A 20,591-nucleotide genomic window follows, 5' to 3' on the forward strand; every position below is an offset into this window, starting at 1 on the left:
GTGCGTGGGTGTGGGCACGGGGCGTGGGCACGAGGCGTGGCACGGTCAGTAGGTGGGGACCGACCGACTGGCTGGGGTGAGGAGGCACACGTCAGTCACCCCGGGGACAGTCACGGGTTGGGCAGGTTTGTGACCGTGTCGGTGTAAATCCAATAGGACGGTGTGTGGCGAGGGGGCGCTCTGTCGGGCGCACAACGGTAACCTCTCCTGGAGTGACCGGAATCGGCCGGGTGGATGAGGAGACGCAGTGAGTCAGCAGCGGCGGGGATTGGGCAAGGGGCTCGGGGCGCTCATCCCGACCGGTCCCATCGTTGACGGCACGGGGACGATGGCGACCCCGGCCAACGGATCGTCGGCGGAAGCTGGCCCCAAGCCGATTGCCGGAGCGTATTTCAAGGAGGTCGCGCTCAAAGCGATCGTCCCGAACCCCCGCCAGCCGCGTGAGATCTTCGACGATGAGAGACTCGAGGAACTGGCCGCATCCATCCGCGAGGTCGGCCTGCTGCAGCCGATCGTGGTTCGTTCAGTCGGCGGTGGCCAGTATGAGCTGATCATGGGGGAGCGGCGCTGGCGTGCGTGCCAACAGGTCGGCCTAGACCCGATTCCCGCCATTGTCCGCAACACGCAGGACACCGATCTCCTCCGGGACGCCCTCATTGAGAACCTTCAGCGCGAGCAACTGAATGCGCTTGAAGAGGCGGCCGCGTACCAGCAACTCCTTGATGACTTCCAGGCGACGCATGAGCAGTTGGCGCAGAAGGTGGGGCGCTCGCGCTCGCATATCACCAACACCTTGCGTCTCCTGAACCTTCCACCTGAAGTCCAGCGCACGGTGGCCGCCGGCGTCATCAGCGCCGGCCATGCCCGAGCGCTCCTGGGCCTCGACTCCGCCGACGAGCAGATCCAATTGGCCAAGCGAATCGTGGCGGAGCTCCTTTCAGTGCGGGCCGTGGAGGAGATCGTCTCCATGGGCAGCGCCAAGGCCGCCAAGAATGCACCCCGTGAGCGCCAGTCAGCCAAGCCCACAGCGCCCGGCCTGACCCATCTAGCCGACCGCCTCTCGGATCACTTCGAAACCAAGGTGAAGGTCGACTTGGGGCGGCGCAAGGGCCGGATCGTCGTGGAGTTCGCCACGATCGACGACCTGGAGCGCATCATCGGCACCATGGCACCAGAAGCTGTCCGCGCCATGCGGGAACCCGAGAACTGATTGACTCCACCATGTTGCGCGGCGGGAAAGGGCTGACCACGTTTCCCGGTTTCACGTGAAACAACGGCTCCATTGGCATCGGACTCCGATCACGCAATGACGTGGGTCACCCGCGCGCCGGGCGTGTGCACCCCCTCTCGCGTTGTCGATTGACACGGGCAGAGGCAGTCCGTGCGCCGTCCGACTCGGCCTTGATCTCGGTCTCGCTGCCTCTTCTGAGCATGGCATGGATGACGCGGATGACGTCGGCCATGCCACGCCCGATTCTCTTGCGCGGCCCTCGAACCCAACAGTCATGCTGCATCATCACCAGGCCAGCTTGGCCGCCTCTTCCGCCGCTGCCATCCCCAGGAATCAGTTGAGCTGGATCGGTGGAGCGCACCTGTACGGGGCCGTCGGCGGCCGGTGAGCGGATGAGGTCCCGGCGTGGCACGTGGGCGCGACCCGCCGCTCATCCTGGCAGCTGTACAGCCTCATCGACGTTTCACGTGAAACAGGCTGCCTTGAGGGCGGGGCGACGCCACGCTCCTGTGGGTCCAACGCCTACAACGCCCTCACGTATGCATCGGCGCTCGCCGCTCTTTGCGTCATGCCGCCTCCGCGCCCGCGCGGGCCTCCGGCCCCCGCGTGGCGTGCGTGCCGCTGCCTCCCGTGCCGCGCTGCCTCCCGTGCCGCCTAAGGATCATGCCGCCTACACACCACGCCGAGATCAGACGCTGCGCCGCCTCATGCCGCGCCGCCCTCACGCCCGCGTTACATGCGTGCCGCTGCCCCCGTGCCGCGCTGCCCCCGTGCCGCGCTGCGCCGCCTTCGCGCTGCGTGGACTAGATGCTGCGTCTATCTCTGGGGCTGTGCCCTATCCCGCTGAACGTGCCTGACGTGGTGCGGGCGCGGTGCGGTCCGAAGGGGCCGTCTAGTAACGGTGCCTGTTTCACGTGAAACCATGAAGCGGCGACATGGCGCGTCGTGAGTAGAGGTAGGGCGTGCCCGGTTGGGTGGCCATGGCGGCGTGTTTCACGTGAAACCACATTCCGGCATCGTCGACCTACAAGGATGCGGCAGCCTTGCGAATGTCATCGAGGAAGTCGTCCACGTGTTCAGGTGTCGTGTCGAAGGCGGTCATCCAGCGGACGACGCCCGTCGCTTCGTCCCAAGGATGAAAGAGGTAACGGCGGCGGAGGGTCTCCGTGATGGCGGACGGCAGGGTGGCGAAGACGGCATTGGACTGGACGGGCTGGGCGAGGGAGACGCCAGGTACGTCCGCGATGCCCTCAGCCAAGCGCACTGCCATTTGGTTGGCGTGTGCGGCGTTCCGGCGCCACAGGTCGTCCGTCAGGAGGGCGGAAAGCTGCGCTGAGATGAAGCGCATCTTGGAGGCCAATTGAAGGGATTGTCGTCGCAGGAACGGCACAGCGTCGGTCAGTGAGGGATCGAGGACGACGACGGCTTCGGCGGCGAGGGCGCCATTCTTGGTGCCACCGAAGCTGAACACGTCCACCCCGGCGTCCGTCGTGATGGCTTTCAGGTCACAGCCGAAGTGGGCCGCGGCATTGGCGAGCCTGGCGCCGTCTACATGGAGGCGAAGGCCCGCCGCGTGCGCCGCCGAGGCGAGGTCGGCGATCTCTTCGGGGGAGTAGCACGTGCCGAGCTCCGTGGCTTGAGAAATGGAGACGACCGTCGGCTGAGATTCGTGCGGATTGCCGATGCCGCCCAGGCGAGCCTCGATGTCGGCTGGACGAAGCTTGCCTTGCTCGGTGGGGACCGTCATCAGCTTCACGCCGAGCAGGCGCTCCGCCGCTCCCGCTTCATGGGTGGCGATGTGGGCGCTGTCAGGGCAGATGATGGCGTCGTAGCGGCCGAGCATGAGCGCCAGCCCGACCATGTTGGCGCCGGCGCCGTTGAGTACCGCGAAGCCTTCCGCGCCCGGACCGAACACCTCTTTGATCTTGTCTTCGAAGACCGAGGTCCATCGGTCTCCTCCGTACGCGGGCGCGTCGCCGTGGTTCGCCGCCGTTATGGCTTCGAGAACGTCGGGGTGCACGCCTGCGTGGTTGTCGCTGGCGAAACTCTTTGGGTACGTCGAATCGATCAGCACACCGTAAGGCTACGACTCGTGGTCTCTGTGGCGTTCAGTCTCTTGCCACCTCGCTGAGCACGCGCCCGCACGGCGGTTGAGCGACATGAACACCTAATGGTGCCGGATGGACAGGGGTAGGGGGTGGAGGGCTGTGGTGGCCGACCAACGTGGCAACGGAAACAGGCCGCGGCGTGGCGGAAGATGGCCGGCGCGCCTGATCTCCCGCCTTGGAGTCCAGCGCCGACACCGTCTCCGTGCTCCGCATCCCGCGCCCCGCCACCCGACCGTCGTTTCGTGTTGCCGTGCCACTCGACCTTCGTGTCGTCGTCGCGCTGCTCGGCCGTCGTGTCCCCCCAACACCCGACCGTCGTCTTGTGTTGCCGCGTTGCTCGGCCGTCGTGTCGCTGTCACGTTGCTCGGCTGCTGTCCTGATGGCCCTACTGTTCCGTCATCGGTGGAGGGCCCCCCACCTGTCGCGCTTGGTGGGACCGCCGCCTCGCCGCTTGCTGGGGGCTATCGTCTCGGTGCCCTGGTGCCCTGGTGCCCTGGTGCCCTGGTGCCCTGGTGCCCTGGTGCCCTGGTGCCCTTGGTGGCGCCGGGTGTGGACCCTGTCGGCACGTGGCGATGTGGCGACGTTCGTGGTGCTGAGCCTGGCCCGTTTGGGGCGGCATGGTCAAGATGGCGTGGTGATTGCGAATACCGCGACGGCGCACAGGTCTTGCGAGGTGTGCGGAGGCACTCGGGTGCGGTGGGGAAGTCAGGTGCGAGAGCGGGTGGCGGCGTTTTGGAGGAGGGTGCGGCAGAGGTCGCCCAGATCCTGGCCGGCCGCTTCGGCGGCCATGGGCAGGAGTGAGGTCTCCGTCATGCCGGGGGCCACGTTGACCTCAAGGAAGTGGGGGACGTCGGCAGCGTCGACGATCAGGTCCGTGCGGGAGATGTCACGTAGGCCCAGCGCGGTGTGGGCTGTGACGGCGGTCTCGGCGCAGGCGGCAGCCGCCGGGGCGGAGAGACGGGCCGGGGCGAAGAACTCGGTGTGGCCGGCCGTGTAGCGGGCCGCGTAGTCGTACACGCCCTCGTCCGGGACGATCTCCACAGCTGGCAGCGCCACCGGCCCGTTGCCCAAGTCCACCACCGAGACCGCCACCTCCACGCCCTCGACGTATCGCTCTATCAGGGCGGTGTCGCCGTAGGCGAAGCATCCGACCATGGCGGCGGGGAGCTCCTCCGCCGTGCGTACGATCGACGCGCCCAGCGCGGAGCCGCCCCGGGCCGGCTTGACGAACAGGGGCAGGCCGAGCCGCTCGACGATGCGGCCCAACACCACGGTTGCGCCGAGGTCGTGGAACGTCTCCTTGGGGAGGGTGACGGACTCCGGTGTACGGAGGCCGACCGAGCGGACGACGGCTTTGGCGGTGGGCTTGTCGAAGGCGACTCGACAGGCGTCCGGATCGGCGCCGACGTACGGCACGTTGAGGAGCTCCAAGACGGAACGGATCGCGCCGTCCTCGCCCGCGCCGCCGTGCAGAGTCACGAACACCGCGTCCGGGGGATCGGCGAGGATCGACGGCACGAGGGATGCGTCGGTGTCACGGGCCTCCACGTCGATGCCTGCGGCGCGCAGCACCTCGCTGACTCGGCGACCCGAGCGCAGAGACACCTCCCGCTCGTAGGAGAGGCCCCCGGCCAGCACGAGCACGTGGCCCAGATCGCTCATCACATCTCCTCCGCTGATCGAACGCTGTCCAACCGTACCGGCGTCCGGGGCGAATGGTGTACGTGAGGTGCTTCTCCCGCGTTTCTGCACATGCCTGTGGGATTCCGTGCACATGACTGCTCACGTAGGCGGTGTTGGCTTCCGATTCTGCACCTTCTGGCCTACCAATGGCGCAAACGGTGTTCCATGGCCATGGTGGCTGGCTGACTGGGATACGGGTCGCCGCCGCTCAGCGACGGCAGCATGCGTGGTGAACGGCGGCGGGTGTCAACGGGGGAGGACGCGGCCGGGCCTCGTTGCAACGCGAACGCCTGGCCCTGCCGGATGGCGTGTGACGTGTAGCGGCAAGGAGCCGTGATGGCCGGCCGGTACGGCGGCCAAGGCGAGGAGGCGAACCGGACGCGAGGTGAGAGCTGCCGCAGGTGTCGCTGGAGCGAGCCGGGCCATGAGCCGCTGCGCGGCGGTGATGTGGGAGGCATTGCGCCGTGTTCGGGCAGCGAACGTCTGCGGCGGTCATGGCCATGGTGTGGCGGCGTGCGGTTAGGGGTCCTGCTGCGGCGTGCGTGGAGGCGCGGCCGGTATGGAGGCACGGTGGCGTGCGTGGAGGCATTGCCGGTGCGCGTGGCGGCATGGTGGCGTGCATGCGCAGGCATGGCGATGTGCCTGGGGACGTGGCGGGTGCGGTGTCTCGGTCTAGGTGGTGTTGTGGGGGCGGCGTCGTAGGCGGGGTGCCGAGGGAGTGAAGGCGAGCCCAAGTGCCCGAGAAACCGGGCTCGCCCCGCAACCCTGCGGCCAGGCATGCGCCGCCTCGGCCCGTGCGCCGACGACGGGCGGGAACCCGCCGTCGGCCGGCCGCTAGGCCAGGTCTGGGCCGGGGGTGTCCACGCCGGGATGCTCGCGTACCGAGCCGGTCCCGAACGTGTCCCGCAGTTGCATCTCCTGCTCGATCACCCCAGCGAGCCTCCGCACCCCTTCCCGGATCCGATCCGGCTCAGGAAAGCAGAACGACAGCCGCATGTGCCGCGCCCCGCTGCCGTCCGAGAAGAACCCGGTCCCGGGGACGAACGCCACCCGCTCGGCCACCGCCCGCGGCAGGATGGCCTTCGAGTCGAGCCCTTCGGGCAGGCTGGCCCAGACGAAGAACCCGCCGGCGGGGCGGGTCCACGTGACCTCGGGTGGCATCAGGGCGTCGAGGGCGTCCACGAGCGCGTCACGGCGCTCGCGGTAGAGCTCCTTGAACGTCTTGATCTGCTCCTGCCACGGCTGCGTGGCCAGGTATTGGCCGACGGCCAGCTGCGTGAAGGAGGAGTGGGACAGCACGGCCGACTCCATGGCGAGCACGAGCTTGTCGCGGATGGCGTGCGGGGCCAGCGCCCAGCCGACGCGGAAGCCGGGGGCGAGGGTCTTGGAGAACGACCCCAGATAGACCACGCCGTCGGGATTGTCGGCCCGCAGGGCACGCATGGGCTCGCCGTCGAAGCCGAGCAGTCCGTACGGGTTGTCCTCGATGATCAGTACGCCGGCCCGCTGGCAGATGTCGAGCACCTGCTGCCGGCGGGCGAGGTTCAGCGTGACCCCGGCGGGGTTCTGGAAGGTCGGGATCGTGTAGAGGAACTTGATGGGCGCTCCGGCCGTCTCCAGCGCGTAGATGGTCTGCGCCAGCGATTCGGGCACGATGCCCTGATCGTCCATGGCGACATGCACCACTTTGGCCTGGTAGGCGGCAAATGTCCCAAGGGCTCCCACGTATGAGGGACCCTCGGCGAGCACCACGTCGCCCGGGTCGATGAAGATGCGGGTGATCAGATCGAGCGCTTGCTGCGACCCCACGGTGACGACCACGTCGTTCGCCCCGGCCTGGATCCCCTCCAGTCGCATGACCTCGCAGATCTGCTCGCGCAGGTGCGGGTCACCCTGGCCGGAGCCGTACTGCAGCGCGACCGGGCCGCGCCGGGTGACGAGGTCGGAGACCAACTCGCCGACCATGTCGAGGGGGAGGGCCGTGACGTACGGCATGCCGCCCGCGAGCGAGACCACCTCGGGCCTCGACGCGACGGCGAAGAGAGCTCGGATCTCGGAGGCGACCATCCCGGCAGCTCGCGCGGCGTACCGATCGACGTAGGCGTCGATGCGCGACCCTTGGGTCGCGGGTGTCTGACCGTGATCCAGCTCTTCCGTCACGGCCCACCTCCTAGGTGTCATATGGGGCGGAAGTACCAGATTACGCCAGACGGACATGTCGCACGTGACCGGGCTCGACCGTCGTGGTGTCCGCTGGCGGTATCTTCACTCGGCTACGATGCCAGTTGTGGACGCGGTTTTCGCGCGCTTTTCCGGGTCAACGATAGGGGCCGTAGTTGTCGCGCCGGCTGGTCAACATAACCCTGGACAATCTTGAAGATCTGCCGCGCCGCTGCCGGCGGTGCGTGTTCTGGGAGCTCGACCCCGTCAGCGGGGAGCGTGCGGTGGACTCGGGCGACCCGGGACTGGAGAAGGAAGCCTGGATCTCCGCCACCCTGCTGGAGTGGGGGAGTTGCGGGAAAATCGCGTATGTCGACGGGGTGCCGGCGGGGTTCGTGTTGTACAGCCCGCCGCTCTACAGCCCGCGTTCGGTGGCCTTCCCCACCTCGCCGGTCAGTGCTGACGCCGTGTTGCTGATGACGGCTCACATCATTTCCGAGTTCTCGGGTGGCGGGCTGGGGCGGATGCTTATCCAGGGCGTGGCCAAGGATCTGACGCGGCGTGGGGTGAAAGCCATTGAAGCTTTCGGGGACCTCAAGTGGGAAGAGCCTAGTTGCGTCGTTCCTGCGGATTACTTGCTTTCTGTGGGGTTTAAGACTGTACGTCCGCATTTGCGATTCCCGCGGCTCCGACTGGAGCTCAAGACCGCCGTTTCGTGGCGTGAGGACGTCGAGGTGGCCTTGGAGCGGCTCCTGGGCTCCATGAGTCCGGAACGCGCGCTACGTCCCGTCTAAGAGGCGCTCAGCCCCTCCATACGCCGTCCAAGCCGCACCCGGCCCGCGCAGGCCGCACGCAGTCCGAGCCCGGCCCGCTCAGCACCCCGCCCGCACCGTACGGCATCGATGCCACACACCGCCCAGGCCGCACGACAGAGCCCCTCGCGGTAAACCACGAGGGGCTCGGGGGGCGCGCCGCAAGAGGCGACTAGATGATGCCGTCGAGCTCGCGAAGCAGCATGGCCTTCGGCTTGGCGCCGATGATCTGCTTCACGACCTCCCCGCCCTTGTAGACGTTCAGCGTGGGAATCTGGAGCACACCGTACTGGCGCGGAACCTCGGGGTTCTCGTCAATGTTGAGCTTGACGATCTCCAGCTTGTCGCCGTGCTCATTGGCGATCTCCTGCAGGATGGGCGCGACCTGACGGCACGGGCCGCACCACTCGGCCCAGAAGTCGACCAGCACGGGCTTGTCGCTCTTGAGGACCTCGGCTTCGAAAGTGGCGTCGGTGACAGCCTTCACGGTGCGCTCCTTACTTCTCGTTGTCGGCGAGCCAGCGCTCGGAGTCGAGCGAGGCCGCACAGCCGGTGCCGGCCGCGGTGATGGCCTGGCGGTAGGTGTGGTCGACGACGTCGCCCGCGGCGAAGACGCCCGGGATGTTGGTCGCCGTGCTCGGCGAGGCGACCTTGATGTAGCCGTTCTCGTCGAGGTCGATCTGGCCCTTCACCAGGTCCGTACGCGGATCGTGGCCGATGGCGAGGAACAACGCGTCCGTGGCCAGCTCGCATTCCTCGCCGTTCTTGACGTTGCGCAGCTTCACGGCCTCGACGTGGGTGTCGCCGAGCACGTCCACGACCTGGGAGTCCCAGACAAAGCGGATCTTGTCGTTCGCCAGCGCCCGATCCTGCATGATCTTGCTGGCCCGCAGCGAGTCGCGGCGGTGCACGACCGTCACCATGCGCCCGAACCGGGTCAGGAACGTGGCCTCCTCCATCGCCGTGTCGCCCCCGCCGACGACCACGATGTCCTTGTTGCGGAAGAAGAACCCGTCACAGGTCGCACACCAGGACACGCCGTGGCCGGACAGGCGCTTCTCGTTGACCAGGCCGAGCTCGCGGTAACCGGAGCCCATGGCCAGGATGACGGACTTGGCGTAGTAGGTCTCGGTGTGCGTCTTGACGACCTTGGGGTTCGCCTCCAGGTCCACCTCGATCACGTCGTCGGCGACCAGCTCGGCGCCGAACCGCTCGGCCTGCTTACGCAGGTTGTCCATCAGGTCGGGGCCCATGATGCCGTCGGGGAACCCGGGGAAGTTCTCCACGTCGGTGGTGTTCATGAGCGCGCCGCCCGCGGTGACGGAGCCCTCGAAGATCAGTGGCTTGAGCTCGGCGCGCGCGGAGTAGACGGCCGCGGTGTAGCCAGCTGGGCCGGACCCAATGATGATCACGTTACGAACGTCGCTCAACGCGCCACGCCTTCCTCGTCTGCTGTTGCACCGGCGTCAACAGATCCTAGGCCGCCGTGATTCCCAGCCCTACCCACGACGCCCGGGCGAAACGGAAGACCTCCGTCGCAGCGGTCGGCGTACGACGGCACAAGGCGGCACTTTACCCGCAAAAGAAAGAGCCCGCCGAAGCGGGCTCTCACGCGGACCTCGACTACCAGCGGCCCAGGGTGGGCTTACGCAGGTTCTTGCAGTAGAACGGATCGACGATGTCGATGCGGATCTTCTTGGCCGCCTTGTTCTTCCACGAGGCGAAGACGAGGGCCTCCTGCCCGTTGTACTGCCCCTGGTCGACCGCGAAGACGTCCAGCTTGCTCCGGCTGCTGACCTTGCTCGCGCACTTGGCGACCTGGTCTGCGCTGGCGCCCTCGCCGCCCAGCACCGTGGCGAAGCCGAAGAACCGCTCGAGCGGCTGCCGCAGCTCCTGGTTGCTGTAGTTGTAGCCGCTGTCGGTCACGGTGTACGCCCTGGCCTTCTGCGGACTCTTGCTCACGTCCGTGTTCGGCTGCGCGACAGGCGGGGGCGCGCTGCCGCCACCTCCGCCGGAGGCGAGCAGACCCGTCGAGACCACGGCCGTGCCCACCACGGCGGCTGCTGCCGCGGCCGCCACCGCGGGCATCGCCCATCGGCGCCGCCTGACGGTTCTCGCTCTGCCCGGGACGATCGTGCCGTCGTGGGAGACCACACCCAAGCGCACGGGCTCGGGGGCCTCGATCGGCCGCTCCCACGGGGCGTCCCGCATGAGCTCGTCCCAGTCAGGTGCTTCCACGAGACCGACGCCTCCGCGCCCAGACTCGGCCTCGGCCGTCAGGGCCTTGTCGATGCGCAGTGCGACACCCATCGGCATGGCCGGCGTGGGAGTCGCAGCGAGCACCTCGCGAACCGCCGCCAGATCGGCCAGTAGCTCCCCACAGGGGTCGCAGACCGCGAGATGCTCGCGGACCTGGCTCGCCTTGGCGACGTCTAGGAGACCCTCGGCCAAATCGGCCAGGATGTCCAGATCGTAGTGCGTATCACCCGTCACGAAGTTCTGCTCCCTTCGCGGATGAGACGCGATTGAGGTCCGTTCGGTTCCGCAGATGCGAAAGAATTGGGGCAAGTTTCGCGCGTCCTCGGGCGCACCGGCTCTTCACGGTGCCGCTGGGCACCTCGAGCACCTGAGCTGCGTCTTCGACCGAATAGCCCATCATGTCGACGAGGACCAGCGCCGCACGCTGGTCGGCGGGCAGGAGTTTCAGCGCGGCCGAAACCTCCATCGAGACCTCGCGCTCGACGGTCTGGTCGGGCATCGGCGTCTCGCGTTCGGCGGCTTCGATGAGCTCGTCGTCGGCCACCGGGCGGACGGACTTGCGGCGCATCCTGTCGAGGCAGGCGTTGACCACGATGCGGTGCAGCCAGGTCGTGACGGCTGCCTCGCCGCGAAACGTGGCGGCTTTGCGATAGGCGGAGACGAAGGCGTCCTGCACGGCGTCGGCGGCCTCGTCCGGGTCACCGAGCGTCCGCAGGGCGACCGCCCACATGCGGTCGCGGTGCCTCTTGACGATTTCGCTGAAGGCGTGAGGATCCCCGTTGATGTGCGCGGTCAGCAGCTCGGCGTCTGTTACCGCCGGCCGCTCCGCTGCTGAGGGTGTCTCGGGTGGGGAGTTCACAAGAGAGATTCCTGATTATGCCGATCCGGGAGAGTGCACCACTACTTCATAGATGGTGCCATGAAACTTGCCTGCATCCGCCGGAACACGCGTAAACCAGATCAAAACGTACTGCCCGCTTGCTGCCTGATCAGGGGTCAGCGTGGTCTTGCCTGCCGCGTCCTTCTCGGTCGCGACCGTCTTCAATGCGTTGAGATCGGGCGAGTCGCCCACCTTGAGCTCGACGGTCGCGCCAGATGTATCGGCCAGCGTAACGGCCACGTCGCTGATCTGAACGGACTTGCCCATGTCGAGCAGCAGCCCTACACCCTTTTTGAGGTTGCCCAGCTCGGCGCTGGTGTAGCCCTCGGTCTCCCAGAAGGTGCTGGGCTTGCCGTCGATGGCCAGTCCGGCCTTCTCCGACTTCTCGTCCTTGTCGCCGAGCGGGTCGAAGCCCTGGGCCTTCTCCGGCTCGACGGCCTGGACGGGCGACGAAGCCGTGGCCGTGACGGTCGGGGTGGAACCCTTGGCCTCGGGGTCGGTGGGGCTGCCCAGGCTCCGGCCGATCGTCCAGGCGCCGACGCCGACCGCGGCGATGACGAGCAGCACCACCAGCGTCATCAGCACCCTGTTGACGGTGCTGCCGCCGCCGGACTGCCGCCGCGGTGCCTGCCGCACCGGGGGAACGTGAAGCTGCTGGCGGTGGGCGATGTCCAGGCCCTCGGTGTGTGAGGCGGAGGCCACGGCGGGCGTCGAGGGATAGGCCATGGGGATCGGCATGGGCCTGGCCACATCGGCCAGCGACTCGGCGACCTCGGCCGGGCTGGCCAGCGCGCCCTGGCCCCTCCGGGACTCGGGCAGGCAGGCCCGCACCGTCACCGTGTCGAGGTAGCCGGGTACGCCGGCGGTGACCTGGCGGGGCGTGCAGAAGTGGCCGTCGGTCATGGGAGCCGCAGGCAGCCCGCCCTCTTCCTCGTCGCCCGGCCAGTGACCGGTCAGACCGGCGTAGAGCAGCCGGCCCAGGCCCTCGGCGTCGTCGAGCGCCGGCTGGTCGGTGGTCAGCCCGTACATCGCCGCGTCGACGGCGACGCCGAGCACCTTGACCGTGTTTCCGGTCGTCCACACCAGGTGCGAGGGGCGCAGGCACAGGTGATAGAGCCGGGCCTCGTGGGCGTGCGCGAGGGCCTCGGCGGCCTCGGCCACCAGCCCGGCAGCACGCTCGGGCTCCAGCGGGCCCGAGGCCAGCAGGTCGGTGAGCGTCTCCCCGGTGACCCACTCGCTGACGACGTACGCGTGCTTGTCGTCTTCTGCCGCGTCGAAGACCTGAGTCAGACGCGGATCGGTGAGCCTGCTCGCGGAGCGGGCAGCCGTGACGACCTCGTGCACACGGGGGAAGTCCGGCGCGAAGGTGTGCACGGCCACCGGCCGGGCCAGGATCTCGTCAATGGCCTTCCACAAGGTGGCTCCATCGGACTCGCTGACGCGGTCCTCGAGCCGGAAGCGCTCGGCAAGACGGGTGCCGGGTTCGACGGCCGACGTGCTCACAGGCTCACTCCGCTTGGCCGATCGGGCGTGTTCATGACTCGACTCACCTGCGTGGTCGTGTCCCACGAAGGCACGCTATGCCGGGTGGATCCGCCCACGCCCCTCCTGCTTCCATTCGCGCGTGTCGGCCTCCATGGTAGTGCCGAGTTTCTTTACCGACCTACCCGTCTCGCGACCATCCCAACGATCGAGTTGACCTCCGGTATGCGCATTCTGTGCGCCACGCCGAGGTACAGCAGCAGTCCGAGACCTCCGCCGACGGCCAGAACGATCAGCGAATTGACGAACCCTAGCCCGCCGAACACCTGCGTGACCACCCAGACCGCAGCCAGTGCCAGCACGGCCGTGGGCAACGAGGCAAGGTACATCCTGGTCAGCGCCATGCCCACGCCCCACCCGCCGAGCCCGTGCACCCGGCGGCCGGCCAGCCACCAGGCCAGGATCGCGCCCATCCCGTACGCGATCGCGTACGCCAGAGCCAGTCCCATCACGGCGTACGCGGCCGGCAGCACCATGTAGAAGACCACCATCAACCCCGCGTTGACCGCCGTCGTGCCCGCCCCGACGAAGACCGGCGTACGGGTGTCGCCGAAACTGTAGAAGACCCGCAGCAGCAGCTGGAACACCGAGAACGGCACCAGCGCCAGGCCGTAGACCTGCAACACGTTGCCGATGTACACGGCGTCGGCCACGCTGTTGGCCCCGTGACCGTAAATCGGCACGGTGATCGCCGGGCCGAGCACCATGAGCAGCAGCGACACCGGCACCATCAACGCGCAGACGAGCTTCACGCTCGACCCGAACTCGCTGCGCACGTCGTCGAAGCGGCCCTCCCCGACGGCCCGGCTCATCCGCGGCAGCATGGCCGTGATCACCGAGACGCCGATGACGCCGTACGGCAGCTGGAAGAGCTGGAACGCCAGCGTGTACGGGCTGATGCCGTGCCCCGGCACCGCGTCACCGGCCGCGCTCGACAGGTTGGTCGTCAGCAGGAAACCCAGCTGGGTAACGATCACATAACCGATCGTCCAGACGCCGGCCTTGGCCATCTCACCGAGCCGGGCGTTCCACACGTCGAAGCGCGGCATGAACGAGAAGCCGGCCCGCCGCAAGGCGACGATCAACACGACGGCCTGCGCCACGATGCCGGCCGTGGTGCCCAGCCCGAGCAGCGCCAGCTCCCCGTTGCTCACCCGCTCGATGTCGTCCTTGGCCGAGCTCACCACGGCGTAGGCCACGAACACGCAGATGACGACCAGGTTGTTGAGCACCGGCGCCCACATGGGAGCGCCGTAGCGGTCACGGGTGTTGAGGATGGCGCCCGCCACCGCGCCCACGCCGAAGAAGGCCAGCTGCGGCAGGACGAACCGGGCGAGCGTGACCCCGACCTCGAACTTCTTGCTGCCCGGCGCCCAGTCGGTGTAGAGGTCGATGAGCAGCGGCGCGGCGAACACCGCCAGCACCGCGACGCCCACGAGCGTGACCGTGGCCACGGTCAGCAGCCGCTGCTCGTAGGCCCGGCCACCGTCGGGGTCCTGCTGTTGCGCCCGGACGATCATCGGCACGATGACGCTGCTCAACACGCCCAGGAGCAGCAGGTCGAGGATGCTGTACGGGATCGCGTACGCCGCGTTGTAGGAGTCGCCCAGCGCCGCCGTGCCGATGGCGTAGGCGAGCACCATGGTCCGCACGAACCCGGTGACCCTGGACACCATCGTGCCCGCCGCCATGATGGCGCTGGCCCGCAACATGCGGCTCATATGGTCTCACTCTCTCCGGTTTCTGGCGGACCGCGCGCTCTTCCGCTCCGACCTGCGCCGCACCACCCGCGTCACCACGGCGGCGAGCATCACGGTGAGCGCCGCCCCCACGATCACCGAGGCGACGCCGGTGTAGCCGGTGGTGCGGATGGTCAGCCGCTGTGGCTTGCCGTACGCCTTGCCGTCAGCGGTCTTGAGCTGGACGGTCACGGTCGTGTCGCCGCTGGTGCCACTGGTGGCGGTCATCGGCACCTGCACCGTGCCGCTCTGCCCGACGCCGATGGACAAGGGCTCCTGCTGCTGGAAGTTGACCTGCAGCAGCTTGCGGTTGTTGGACGTGACCTCGATGTACAGGGTGATGGGGGCGCCCAGGGAGTTGCGCACGCTGATGGGGACGAAGCCGTCGCTGCCGGCGAGCGTACGCGGCCGGTCGGGTCTGGCCTCGACGATCTCGACCCTGTTCATGCGCTCCGTGACGGCCGCGCCCACCCGGTTGGTCACCGAGCGGCCCATACGCGTGCTGTTGCGCCAGGCCGACGAGGTCAGTCTGAGCACCGCCGCGTCGAAGCTCGACTGCGTCCTGGTGGTGGTGACCAGGGCCGTGAGCTGCGCGTTCGACGCTACTTCGTTGACCGGCTTCAGGTATTTCGCGCTCAGCTCTTCCTTACGGTCCTCATCGGTGTAGGTCAGGCCCGCGCGGGGAACCGAGGTCTTGCCCGGCTTGATGGACTCCAGCGTGGTCAGCTGCAGCCACGGCAGCCGGCCCGCGGTCTTCATCAGGTTGGTGACGAGCGTCGGGTTGGGGTCCCAGCGCCGTGACGGGGCGATGACCAGCGACCTCGGCTGGGTCTGTCCGGGCTCGGCGGAGATCATCGCGGTCTCGGCGATGAAGCGTTGCGTGCTGAGCAGCACGGACGTGGGGGCCGTCGGCTCGAACAGCCGGCTCAGCTCGGGGTCCGCGACCAGCGCGGTGACCGGGCCGTTCACCGAGTCGAGCGTCGTGGCGGCATCGGGCGTGAACGTGACCGGCGGCTCGGGCGGCAGGTTGGTCGAGTTGAGCAGGACCGTGTTGACCTTGTCGTCGCTGACCGAGAGCAGGTCCAGCGCGTCGGGGTCGAGCAGGCCGGAGGCCGGCCAGTTGATGGTGGTCTTCACGTCGTCGCGATTGAGCAGCGCCTTGGCCTTCTGCCCGCCCAGCTGGATCGCCCTGTTGGTCCAGCCGTCCAGCCCCTGGTGCGCGAGCGCGGCCACATCCGGATCGGCGTACGGGACCGCGACCACGGGGGCGGAGGCCAGCGAGGTGCGCATGGTCGTCAGCCACTGCCCCGCCTCGGCATTGGCCGGCCTGCGCTCCGCGCCGTCCTTCTTCCTGACCCGGTAGTTCCTGGTCATCATGTCGAGGTCGTCGAACAGGGAGGGGTCGACGAACCAGGTGACGCTGCGGGGCGCGGACCGGGCGATGGCCGCCACGTCGGCCAGCCGGCCCTTGCCGGTGATCGACTGGCTCAGCTTGTCGTCGACGAACAGGGCCTCGCCGTTCGCCCCCGGCGCCGGGTCGGTGTCGGTCGCCCGGTGCGGCTGGTCGATGACGGGCAGCGCGATCGCCAGCTTGTTGCGCGGCGGCTTGGGCACCGTGGCGGGCGCGTACGTGAGGAAGGTCCGCTGGGCCGCCAGCGAGACGAGGTTCTGTGACACGTCCACCGCGATCGGATAGACGCCGAACGTCCGCAGCCCCATCTGGATGGGCGTCGCCGTGAACTCCCAGCGCGCCGTCTGGCCGGCCGCGAGCGGCGGGATGTCCATGGCCGAGTTGCTGGAGGGAATCCTCGGCAGCGCGATGTTCGGATCGGTCTCGTACGCCGCCATAGAGGCGCGGTCGGTGAACGGCTGCGCCTGGTAGCGCAGTCGTACACGCAACCCCGACTGCGGCGCGCCGGTGTCGTTGCGCACCGTGCCGGTGAACTTGATCACATCGGTCTGGTTCTTCGGGATGTCCGGTGTGATCGACGTGATCGTCACGGCGAACGGTAGCCGGCGCACGATCGCGGCAGCCGTGCTCGGCGCCGCGGCCACTAGGGGGGCGAGCAACGCGGCGGACAGCACGGCGAGCAGCGTGGCCTTACGGATCACGCGGATGCCCGAGCTGGAGGACGACGACGCACGCCCGCAATGGTACGGGCTCAGTGCCGCCGCGCGACCGCCACACGAGATCCTCTAGGGCGTGTGCCGCACAGGTCGACCATCTTGCCTGGCAGTAGTGTCAGCAGGTCGAGAGCGCGGATGGCAAGGGCGGTATGGCGTTCGCCGGTGGGGGTGAAGACCGGCTCCGTCCCGGTGCGTAGCCGGTCGTCGATGAGCATCGGCAGCGAGTCCGGCAGCAGCAGCGGACAGACCAGTCCGTGGGCGTAGTCGGTGGTCGCGTTGACGACGTGGGCCGGAGCCGGCCGTACCTGGCGCATGCCGAGCAGGCCGCCAACGGCTCTTGGACGTGGGGGAGCCGCCACCGAAGAGACGACCGCGACGACGGCCTCGTCGCCGACCCTCGAGGCGACCTCGAGAACCGTGACCATCAGGCACCTCTCGGGCGCCGCTGAGAGCGTCTCGGGCAGTTCGTCCGCGCAAGTCATAGGGCGCGGAAGGCGTACGATCTCATGATGGACCTGGTGTGCGAGGAGCCAGCGGTGGATCGCGAGGGCGTCCTTCATATAGACCTCCTAGCCTCAGCCTCGTTGCCATGGCCCCCGACGGTCCCTTGACCGACGGTAACCCGGACCCGGTGTGGCTCGGGGGATATGTTCCGGAAGCAAAGACCGACGAAGGACCCGACCCGGTTTGTCCGACTCAACTTTGACTGAAAGCCAGCAGCGGGCCATGACCGACCTGTTCCGCAAGATCGCCCCGGTGGCCGACGAGCTCGGCCGCCGCTTCGCTGCGAAAGGCCACGAGCTGGCCCTCGTCGGCGGTCCCGTGCGTGACCTCCTGCTCGGCCGCAGCGGCAACGATCTCGACCTGACCACCGACGCCCGCCCGGAGCGGGTGCTGGAGCTCGTCAGGGACTGGGCCGACTCGGTGTGGACGATAGGCATCGACTTCGGCACGGTCGGGCTGCGCAAGGGCAGCTGGCTGATCGAGATCACCACCTACCGCAGCGAGGCCTACGACCCGAAGTCCCGCAAGCCCGAGGTCATGTACGGCGAGACGCTGCAGGCCGACCTGGAGCGGCGTGACTTCGCGGCCAACGCCATGGCGGTGCGGCTGCCGGGCCACGAGTTCGTGGACCCGTACGGCGGGCTCGACGACCTGGCCGCCAAGCGGCTGCGCACGCCCGGCACGCCGGAGCGGTCCTTCGACGACGACCCGCTGCGCATGTTGCGCGCCGCCAGGTTCGCCTCGCAACTCGGCTTCTCCGTGGACGCCAAGGCGCTGGCGGCCATGACGGCGATGGCCGAGCGCATCGAGATCGTCTCCGCCGAGCGCATCCGCGACGAGCTCGACAAGCTCGTCTGCGGCGCCTACCCGCGAGAGGGGCTGCGGCTGCTGGTCGAGACGGGGCTGGCCGCCCACGTGCTGCCCGAGCTGCCCAAGCTGCGCCTGGAGATCGACGAGCACCACCGCCACAAGGACGTCTACGAGCACTCGCTGACCGTGCTCGACCAGGCCATCGCGCAGGAGGAGGACGGCAAGCCGGACCGGATCCTGCGCTGGGCGGCACTCCTGCACGACATCGGCAAGCCGAAGACGCGCCGCCACGAGGCGGGCGGGAGGGTGTCGTTCCACCACCACGAGGTGGTCGGCGCCCAGCTGACCAAGAAGCGCATGGCCGAGCTGAAGTTCCCCAAGGATGTGGTGGCGGACGTCGCCCGCCTGGTGGAGTTGCACCTGCGCTTCCACGGCTACGGGACGGGCGAGTGGACCGACAGCGCCGTGCGCCGCTACGTACGCGACGCCGGGCACCTGCTGGACCGGCTGCACAAGCTGACCAGGGCCGACTGCACCACCCGCAACAAGCGCAAGGCCGCCGCGCTGTCGCGTACCTACGACCACCTCGAGGAGCGCATCGCCAGGCTCGCCGATGAGGAGGAGCTGGCCAAGATCAGGCCCGAGCTCGACGGCAACGAGATCCAGCGTGTCCTGGGCATCGGGCCCGGGCCGGTGGTGGGCCGGGCCTACAAGTTCCTGCTCGAACTCAGGCTCGACAAGGGCATGATCGGCAAGGAGGCGGCTACCGAGGCGTTGTCGGAGTGGGCGAGGTCGAACGATCTCGGCCGGTGATCATCCGGTACGCGAGCGCCGCGAGGGGGTAGCCGACCGCGGCGATCACGACGGCCAGGTACGACTTGCCGTTCGCGGGCAGGATCACCGCCGACAGGGCCGCGGCGAGGACGTACATGCCGTTGAACAGCATGTCGTAGATCGAGAAGGCGCGGCCCAGATAGATGTCCTCGACGTCGCGCTGGACCGTGGTGTCGGCGCAGATCTTGACGCTCTGCCCGGCCACGCCCAGCACGAACCCCGCGATCGGCAGCCCCCACTCCTGGAACGGCAGCACCAGCGCGGCCATCAGCACGCCGGCCGCGGACAGCGCGATCGGCACCCAGCGCTCGATCGTGAACCGCTCGGTCGCGTACGGAGTGATGATCACGGCCAGGAAATAGCCGACGCCGGAGGTGGCCACGACCAGGGTGACCCCGCGCAGTGCGGCGTCGGTGTCGCCATCGTAGAAGTAGTAGCGGTAGAGGATGATGCCGAGCGCCGTCGCCATGCCGTAGAAGAAACGGTGCGCGGCCATGGCGCCCAGGGTGGCGGCCGCCACCCGGTGCCCGACCAGGTGCTTGGCGCCGTCGACCAGCCCGACGACCACGTTCCGGACGGCCTTGCCGGCCTGCGGGCGGCTGGGGTCGTTCCAGGGGCCGAGCAACTGCCGGTCCATCGTCCGCGCGACCAGCGAGCTCAGCCCGAACACCACCCCTGAGGTGACCAGCAACAGCGCCACGCCGGAGTCGTCGCCGCCGAACAGCTCCCGCAGGAGGAACCCCACCCCCGCGCCCACGAACGTCACCACGGTGCCCGACGTGGGCGTGACCGCGTTGGCCGCCAGCAGCCGCTCGGTGGGCACCACGTGCGGCAGCGAGGCGCCCAGCGCGGCGAGGAAGAACCTGTTGACGCCGAGCACGGCCAGCGCCGCGGCGTAGAAGAAGGGATCCGGCACGTCGGCGGCGACCAGCCCGGCCGCGACCAGCAGCAGCGCGCCGCGCACGAAGGGCGCGACCACCAGGATCTGGCGCCGCGACCAGCGGTCGATGAACACGCCGACGAACGGACCGAGCAGGCTGTACGGCAACAACAACACCGCCAGGCCCGCGGCGACCTGGAGCGCGGTCGTCTGGCTCTCGGGGCTGAAGAAGGCGAAGCCGGTGACCGCGAACTGGAAGATCCCGTCGGAGAACTGGGAGACCAGGCGCGTGCCGAACAACCTTCTGAAGTCCCTGCCGCGGAGAACCACGCGGAGGTCGGCGACGAATGACACGCCGCCAGCCTAGCCAAGCGGCCGTCTCATAGGATGCGGCGGAGGTGGTGCCGCAGGTGTGCCCGGCGTTCCCAGCGGTGGTCACGATCTCGTACGCTTCATAGCGTGACGACTGAGGAACACGTTGTGCTGGTCGATCGTGACGGCCGGGCGCTCGGCACCGCGCCCAAGACGTCGGTGCACGGCCGGGAGACCCCGCTCCATCTGGCGTTCTCCAGCTATGTCTTCGATCACGAAGGTCGCGTGCTGCTCACCAAGCGGGCCGATCACAAGGTCACCTGGCCGGGGGTCTGGACCAACAGCTGCTGCGGTCACCCGTTGCCGGGAGAGGCGCTGGATCGGGCCGTCGTGCGCCGGCTGTCGTATGAGCTCGGACTCGCCGTCCAGCGGGTGGATCTGCTGCTGCCCGGCTTCGCGTACCGGGCCGTCATGGCCAACGGCATCGTCGAGCACGAGCTGTGCCCGGTCTACCGCGTCACGATCGACGGGCCCGTCGCGCCCAACCCGGAGGAGGTGGGGGAGGTGCGGTGGATGCCGTGGAAGGAGTTCGCCGAAGGCGTCCGGAACGGGTTGCTGGCGATCTCGCCCTGGTGCCGGGAGCAGGTGCCGCTGCTGATCGAGCTCGGCTCCGACCCGCTCCTCTGGCACCCCGCCTCGCCGTCCACCCT

General features: G+C 68.5%; 16 protein-coding genes. 4 read left to right on the forward strand and 12 right to left on the reverse strand.

Translation table 11 applies throughout. The features are described 5' to 3' along the window. Positions 1–247: 247 nt before the first annotated feature. A complete protein-coding gene (locus ETD86_RS39820; protein ID WP_138671809.1) occupies positions 248–1,210 on the forward strand; it encodes a ParB/RepB/Spo0J family partition protein in 963 nt (320 codons plus the stop codon). A 1,045-nt stretch (positions 1,211–2,255) separates the two neighbouring features. On the opposite strand, the gene ETD86_RS39825 is transcribed toward ETD86_RS39820, so the two are convergent. The 3 genes from ETD86_RS39825 to ETD86_RS39835 form a co-directional block, all read right to left on the reverse strand. Continuing rightward, on the reverse strand, positions 2,256–3,305 hold the full coding sequence (locus ETD86_RS39825) for a threonine aldolase family protein (protein WP_138671810.1): 1,050 nt from the start codon (positions 3,303–3,305) through the stop codon (positions 2,256–2,258). 739 nt (positions 3,306–4,044) lie between these two features. Beyond that, on the reverse strand, positions 4,045–5,001 hold the full coding sequence (locus ETD86_RS39830) for a D-alanine--D-alanine ligase family protein (RefSeq protein ID WP_138671811.1): 957 nt from the start codon (positions 4,999–5,001) through the stop codon (positions 4,045–4,047). Between the two features lie 855 nt (positions 5,002–5,856). Then, a complete protein-coding gene (locus tag ETD86_RS39835; protein ID WP_425465688.1) occupies positions 5,857–7,182 on the reverse strand; it encodes an aminotransferase-like domain-containing protein in 1,326 nt (441 codons plus the stop codon). Between the two features lie 176 nt (positions 7,183–7,358). Here ETD86_RS39835 and ETD86_RS39840 point away from each other — a divergent pair, with 176 nt between their 5' ends. Then, positions 7,359–7,976 (forward strand): GNAT family N-acetyltransferase, encoded by a 618-nt coding sequence (locus ETD86_RS39840; protein WP_138671813.1) that lies wholly within the window; start codon positions 7,359–7,361, stop codon positions 7,974–7,976. Between the two features lie 190 nt (positions 7,977–8,166). Here the strand turns inward: ETD86_RS39840 and trxA are convergent, their stop codons facing one another. The 8 genes from trxA to ETD86_RS39880 form a co-directional block, all read right to left on the reverse strand. Beyond that, positions 8,167–8,481: a thioredoxin gene (trxA, locus tag ETD86_RS39845; protein ID WP_138671814.1), complete on the reverse strand. Its 315-nt coding sequence runs from the start codon at positions 8,479–8,481 to the stop codon at positions 8,167–8,169. Between the two features lie 10 nt (positions 8,482–8,491). Beyond that, on the reverse strand, positions 8,492–9,424 hold the full coding sequence (gene trxB / locus ETD86_RS39850) for a thioredoxin-disulfide reductase (protein ID WP_138671815.1): 933 nt from the start codon (positions 9,422–9,424) through the stop codon (positions 8,492–8,494). Between the two features lie 193 nt (positions 9,425–9,617). Next, positions 9,618–10,487, reverse strand: a complete 870-nt coding sequence (locus ETD86_RS39855) for an anti-sigma factor family protein (RefSeq protein ID WP_138671816.1) — start codon at positions 10,485–10,487, stop codon at positions 9,618–9,620. Then, complete coding sequence (gene sigM, locus ETD86_RS39860) at positions 10,477–11,112, reverse strand: RNA polymerase sigma factor SigM (RefSeq protein WP_138671817.1); 636 nt, start codon at positions 11,110–11,112, stop codon at positions 10,477–10,479. Before sigM ends, ETD86_RS39855 begins: the two co-directional genes overlap by 11 nt. A 15-nt stretch (positions 11,113–11,127) precedes the next feature. Beyond that, the gene (locus tag ETD86_RS39865; protein WP_138671818.1) at positions 11,128–12,636 is read right to left on the reverse strand and encodes a protein kinase family protein; all 1,509 of its coding nucleotides are present in this window, start codon (positions 12,634–12,636) and stop codon (positions 11,128–11,130) included. 152 nt (positions 12,637–12,788) lie between these two features. Further along, a complete protein-coding gene (gene murJ / locus ETD86_RS39870) occupies positions 12,789–14,396 on the reverse strand; it encodes a murein biosynthesis integral membrane protein MurJ (protein WP_246148967.1) in 1,608 nt (535 codons plus the stop codon). Between the two features lie 6 nt (positions 14,397–14,402). Beyond that, on the reverse strand, positions 14,403–16,526 hold the full coding sequence (locus ETD86_RS39875) for a DUF6049 family protein (RefSeq protein WP_138671819.1): 2,124 nt from the start codon (positions 16,524–16,526) through the stop codon (positions 14,403–14,405). Between the two features lie 50 nt (positions 16,527–16,576). Then, positions 16,577–17,101 carry an aminoacyl-tRNA deacylase gene (locus ETD86_RS39880; protein WP_138671820.1) on the reverse strand — a complete coding sequence of 175 codons (525 nt, stop codon included), beginning with the start codon at positions 17,099–17,101 and terminating at the stop codon, positions 16,577–16,579. 166 nt (positions 17,102–17,267) lie between these two features. On the opposite strand from ETD86_RS39880, the gene ETD86_RS39885 reads away from it, so the two are divergent. After that, positions 17,268–18,668 carry a CCA tRNA nucleotidyltransferase gene (locus ETD86_RS39885; RefSeq protein WP_138671821.1) on the forward strand — a complete coding sequence of 467 codons (1,401 nt, stop codon included), beginning with the start codon at positions 17,268–17,270 and terminating at the stop codon, positions 18,666–18,668. Here the strand turns inward: ETD86_RS39885 and ETD86_RS39890 are convergent. Then, positions 18,619–19,923 carry an MFS transporter gene (locus ETD86_RS39890; protein WP_138671822.1) on the reverse strand — a complete coding sequence of 435 codons (1,305 nt, stop codon included), beginning with the start codon at positions 19,921–19,923 and terminating at the stop codon, positions 18,619–18,621. The genes ETD86_RS39885 and ETD86_RS39890 overlap by 50 nt on opposite strands. 105 nt (positions 19,924–20,028) lie before the next feature. Here ETD86_RS39890 and idi point away from each other — a divergent pair. After that, a partial coding sequence (idi, locus tag ETD86_RS39895) for an isopentenyl-diphosphate Delta-isomerase (RefSeq protein WP_211370614.1) occupies positions 20,029–20,591 on the forward strand: 563 nt, incomplete at its 3' end.

Origin of the sequence: Nonomuraea turkmeniaca (genome assembly GCF_005889735.1) — a bacterium.
Classification (GTDB): domain Bacteria; phylum Actinomycetota; class Actinomycetes; order Streptosporangiales; family Streptosporangiaceae; genus Nonomuraea; species Nonomuraea turkmeniaca.

What these genes read in the sequence shown, in the direction of transcription:
- ETD86_RS39830 (WP_138671811.1), bottom strand. Translation starts at nt 5,001, where the DNA reads ATGAGCGATCTGGGCCACGTGCTCGTGCTGGCCGGGGGCCTCTCCTAC.
- ETD86_RS39880 (WP_138671820.1), bottom strand. Translation starts at nt 17,101, where the DNA reads ATGAAGGACGCCCTCGCGATCCACCGCTGGCTCCTCGCACACCAGGTC.
- murJ (WP_246148967.1), bottom strand. Translation starts at nt 14,396, where the DNA reads ATGAGCCGCATGTTGCGGGCCAGCGCCATCATGGCGGCGGGCACGATG.
- ETD86_RS39885 (WP_138671821.1), top strand. Translation starts at nt 17,268, where the DNA reads ATGACCGACCTGTTCCGCAAGATCGCCCCGGTGGCCGACGAGCTCGGC.